We start from the raw sequence: 4348 nt of genomic DNA, 5'->3' as shown, positions 1-4348 counted from the left end.
CGCCGACGAACAGCTCTCCCGGATCGCCCAGGAGATGGGCTTCGGCGACGAATTGTCGGCCTTCCTGGACAAGCTTGACCGGTAAGTCCGACGCCGACCTGATTCGCCTCGCGCTGGAGGCGGCCTCCGCCGTCGGCCCCCGCGACGTTCCCATCGGTGCCGTGGTGTTCGGTCCCGATGGCGCCGAGCTGGCGCGGGCGGCCAACGCCCGAGAAGAACTGGGCGATCCGACCGCACACGCGGAGATCCTGGCCCTTCGGGCGGCGGCTGCGATGCTTGGTGACGGCTGGCGGTTGGAGGGCGCGACGCTGGCGGTCACCGTCGAGCCATGCACGATGTGCGCGGGCGCGCTGGTGATGGCGCGCGTCGCCCGGGTGGTGTTCGGGGCGTGGGAGCCGAAGACGGGGGCGGTCGGCTCGCTGTGGGACGTGGTCCGTGACCGGCGGCTCACTCACCGTCCCGAGGTCCGGGGCGGAGTCCTGGCCGAGGAGTGCGCGGCACCGCTGGAGGCGTTCTTCGCCCGGCAACGCCAATAAGTTTGCGCTCGAGCGTGCGGTTTCGTCCGCGACTTCGTCGCGATCGGCGGATGAGATCGCTCGTTCGGCGGCGATTAGGGGCCGTGCCGGGGAGCCGGTAAGCTGCCCGACGGTGGCGTGTCCGAGCGGCCTAAGGAGCACGCCTCGAAAGCGTGTGACGGGTAACCCCCGTCCGAGGGTTCAAATCCCTCCGCCACCGCCACGACCGCCCTCCTGTTCGCACAGGTCAGGGCGGTTTTTGCGCTCTATGGCGCGAAGTGAGCCGACCTCTGCCCACATTTGGCCTCGCATGCCCCTTTTGCGCATGCTCGCGACCCGACGCCAGCGTTGACGGCAGCCGACAACGCCTCGTTCCGGCGAGTGCGACCATCTGCAAAGGCTCTCAGCGCTAACGAGATGGAGCCGATTAACTCCGCGTGGTTGGGAAGTCGAAACGGTCGACGCAGAACGCCTCGCCGGATGGTGTTGTTAAATGCCGAAAGCCGATGTGTTGCAGAGATAGCGCCACCCATTCGGCTGTGCCTGCCGCGGCCTGGCGCACTGTGTCTCCGGATGTGCCGAGATCTTCGACCGCAGTGTCATCGAGCAGTTGATTCAGCGCCGCCCAGGCAGGGCTCGACCCAGACCCTTCTCCTGACATGGGTGACTGCTAGAGCGATCCGACAGGTCAGCAGATCCACTCGGACCCGTCGATGACCATCACACCCGGCCCACGCTCGGGATCCTCAAGCCCACAATTCACCAGGCCCCGAGCATCTTCGGGGGGCTGGTGTTCGTTGTCGTTAGGTGCCCGTGAGTCGATGCAACCCGTCCACGCACAAGTTCCAGGCCGGGGTGCCTACGGTGATCGGGTCGAAGTGATCACCGTTGAAAGTATGCAATTCGGTCCGGTCGCCAACCGCCTGCGCGGCAGCGACGAAGCGTTCGGACTGCTCGATGGGCACCACCGAGTCACTGCTGCCGTGCACGCAGACGGTCGGCACCCCCAGCGGCAGCAGCGCTATCGGTGACGCCTGGGCGTATGCGTAAGGGGCCTCGGTCGGTGAACCACCAAGGAAGCCTTCGACCGCCCCACCGCCAAGACCGACCTCGGCGCCGCGAACCAGGTCGAGCACGCCCGCCTGCAACACGGAGCCCGTCAGCTTCACCGGCGCGTCGCGGCGCGCCGCCAAGAAGCTCGCGAGCTGTCCACCCGCCGAGTGGCCAATTCCGACCACCCGACTCAGATCAAGACGGCCGGTCGCCTGATCGCGCAACGCATCGACTGCAGCCGCGACGTCCTGACCCGTCTGCGGCCAACCGCCGCCGCCCCCCACCCTGCGGTACTCGACGTTGACCGCGACGAACCCGCGGCCAACCAGATCGAGGGCCAATGGACGACCCAATTCGAGCCCGTACATCGCCGACCAATAACCGCCGTGCACGATCACGACCACGGGTGCGGGCCCCGTACCGGAGGGCAGGTTGATCTCGGCGTACTGGCTCGGGTGGTCTCCGTAGGCGTAGCGCATCCAGTGATCGTCTCCTCTGGCGGCGGGCACTCCGGTGGTACACCCGGCAAGCATGGTGACGACACCACCGGCCATCCCCAGAACGTTTCGTCGGGTCAGGTGCTTCATCAATCCAGCAAACCAGACGACGTGCTACCCCGCGTGCCATCAAACCCGTCCGGGCGGGGCCTGCTCGACGGCACGCGACTGGGCTGCCATCAAAGGCGACTGAGGCTGACCGTCAGTTGCGCCGCCGACACAAGGGTTGACGAGGCAGCGTGCCAACCGGCATCACCGGTACCCTAAACGCGGTTCACCAGCAGCAATGCATGGCGATTTAGGGCCCCAAAGGAGGCCACGGTCTTCATCGTCAGCAACGGCCATCCGAACCGGCGGGGAGGGCCGTTGGCGACGATGGGTGACACGTGCAAGGCGTTCGTGAGTAGCGCCATCGAGCGGTAGCCAGCAATCGGGCCGCCCGTATCGCACGCCTGCGAATCCTCCGACGAATCAGGGCTCCCCTCGGTCGGCGCATCCATTGGGCACCCGTCCACCGCGGCGGCCTCCTCGACGCCCCGGCGGCCCGGCGGCGCCGACGGATTCTTCGTGACGCCGATCGACAGGTGCCCTGTTCCTGCGACATCTGTGGGCTGTTGATGAACCACATTCGATAGTCGTCGGAACCCATTCGTCACCCCGGGCCCGGCGTTGTATTCAACCGAAAGGTTGACAACGTCCACGGCCGAATGCTTGGCTCGTACTCAACCAAATTCTTGAGAAGGCGGGCGAGGTGGCCGATCAGTTGTCCAAAATGTTTGCGGCGCTGGGAGATCCGATCCGCCGTGACATGGTCGCACGACTCACCGTCGCCGACGCGACCGTCGGTCAGCTGGCCGAACCGTACGACGTAAGCCTCCAGGCCGTCTCCAAACACCTCAAGGTCCTCGGGGAGGCCGGCCTGGTGACCAGGACGCGCGACGCGCAGACCCGGCCGGTCCACCTCGATGCCGAGGTGTTCGACCTCATGACCAAGTGGATCGAGCGTTACCGCCGGCAAGCCGAGGCGCGTTACCAGCGCCTCGATGCTGTGCTGGCGGACATGGACGATGAATCCGACACGCAACCTCGAAGAAAGGGCCAGGCGCCATGAGCAAGACGGCATTCAGTGAAGCAGCGATCGAGGCCGACGAGAAGCTCCCGATCATCCGGATAACCCGCGATTTCCACGCCAGCCCTGCGTATCTGATGCGCGCGCACACCGACCCCGAGCTCTTCGTGCGTTGGGTGGGACCGAACGGCATGCAGACCCAAGTCACGGAGTGGGACGCCCGCAGCGGCGGTGCCTGGCGCTACGTCACGACCCGCGACGGTGAGGTGTTCGGCTTCCGTGGCTGCTTTCACACCGTGGCCGACGACAAGATCGTCCAGACGTTCACCTACGAGGGGATGCCCGACGACGTTTCGCTTGAGACCTTGTGGTTCGAGGACCTGGGCGACGGTCGTACCCGGCTACACGCACAATCGCTCGTCGACAGCTTCGAAGGCCGCGACGCCTGGCTGGCCTCGGGCATGGAGACCGGCGTGAACGAGGGTTATGCCAAGCTCGACGAACTGGTCGCATCGGGGGACGCGTGACTTCCATGGCTCACCTCCTCGACCTGCCGCCCGCCGACCGGCATCGCGCCGTGGCCGCTCGGTTCACTGAACATGTTGAGGCAGTGACCGATTGGGATGCCCCGACGCCGGTCGACGGATGGGTGGCGCGTGACGTCGTCACCCATTTGATCTATTGGTTCACTGGCTTCCTCGACGCCGGCGGAGTTGAGTTGCCTCCGGGACCGGCGGTCGCCGAGCATCCGCAGGCCGCATGGCGGGCACACTCCGGCAGCGTGCAGGCGCTACTGGACGGCCCCACCGCGGACAGTCAGCTCACCCATCCGATGACGGGCACGCACCGGCTTTCCGATGCGGTCGACCGCTTCTACACCGCCGACGTCTTCATGCACACCTGGGATCTTGCCGCCTCCGCCGGCCGCGACCCTGGTCTTGACCCCGACTTCGCGTGTCACCTTCTTGATGGGATGGCAGGGATGGACGAGATACTGCGCTCGTCCGGGCAGTACGGCCCCGCCGTCGCTGTCGCCGCGGACGCAGACCCGGTCACGCGACTGGTGGGGTTCATCGGCAGGAACCCCGATTGGTCTCCGGTATGAACGGATACTCCGGCGATCGTTGTAGCGCGCAAGCACAGCCTCGAAATACACGTGGTCGGGGCCGCTAAACCCGTCACGCCCGAGGCGTCCATGCAGCTCCACGTTGGTG

General features: G+C 66.2%; 6 protein-coding genes and 1 tRNA gene. 5 read left to right on the top strand and 2 right to left on the bottom strand.

What is annotated here, in order from left to right:
- The first annotated feature begins 74 nt into the window (after positions 1-74).
- Positions 75-536, top strand: a complete 462-nt coding sequence (locus QOD90_RS22310; RefSeq protein ID WP_526353143.1) for a nucleoside deaminase — start codon at positions 75-77, stop codon at positions 534-536.
- A 111-nt stretch (positions 537-647) separates the two neighbouring features.
- Positions 648-738 (top strand) — tRNA-Ser (locus tag QOD90_RS22305).
- A 580-nt stretch (positions 739-1318) separates the two neighbouring features.
- Here the strand turns inward: QOD90_RS22305 and QOD90_RS22300 are convergent.
- Positions 1319-2155 (bottom strand): alpha/beta hydrolase family protein, encoded by an 837-nt coding sequence (locus QOD90_RS22300; protein WP_526353141.1) that lies wholly within the window; start codon positions 2153-2155, stop codon positions 1319-1321.
- A gap of 173 nt (positions 2156-2328) precedes the next feature.
- A complete protein-coding gene (locus QOD90_RS22295; protein ID WP_526353139.1) occupies positions 2329-2766 on the bottom strand; it encodes a hypothetical protein in 438 nt (145 codons plus the stop codon).
- A 50-nt stretch (positions 2767-2816) separates the two neighbouring features.
- On the opposite strand from QOD90_RS22295, the gene QOD90_RS22290 reads away from it, so the two are divergent.
- Genes QOD90_RS22290 through QOD90_RS22280 form a run of 3 tightly spaced genes read left to right on the top strand, consistent with a single transcriptional unit; the run spans position 2817 to position 4239 of the window.
- Positions 2817-3176, top strand: a complete 360-nt coding sequence (locus QOD90_RS22290; protein WP_526353137.1) for an ArsR/SmtB family transcription factor — start codon at positions 2817-2819, stop codon at positions 3174-3176.
- Positions 3173-3661, top strand: a complete 489-nt coding sequence (locus QOD90_RS22285) for an SRPBCC family protein (protein ID WP_526353135.1) — start codon at positions 3173-3175, stop codon at positions 3659-3661. The genes QOD90_RS22290 and QOD90_RS22285 overlap by 4 nt, the downstream gene beginning before the upstream one ends.
- 5 nt (positions 3662-3666) lie before the next feature.
- On the top strand, positions 3667-4239 hold the full coding sequence (locus QOD90_RS22280) for a maleylpyruvate isomerase family mycothiol-dependent enzyme (protein ID WP_526353145.1): 573 nt from the start codon (positions 3667-3669) through the stop codon (positions 4237-4239).
- The last annotated feature ends 109 nt before the right edge of the window (positions 4240-4348 follow it).

This window comes from Mycobacterium sp., from assembly GCF_032161845.1.
Classification (GTDB): domain Bacteria; phylum Actinomycetota; class Actinomycetes; order Mycobacteriales; family Mycobacteriaceae; genus Mycobacterium.
This window is presented reverse-complemented; position numbering and strand designations above follow the sequence as displayed.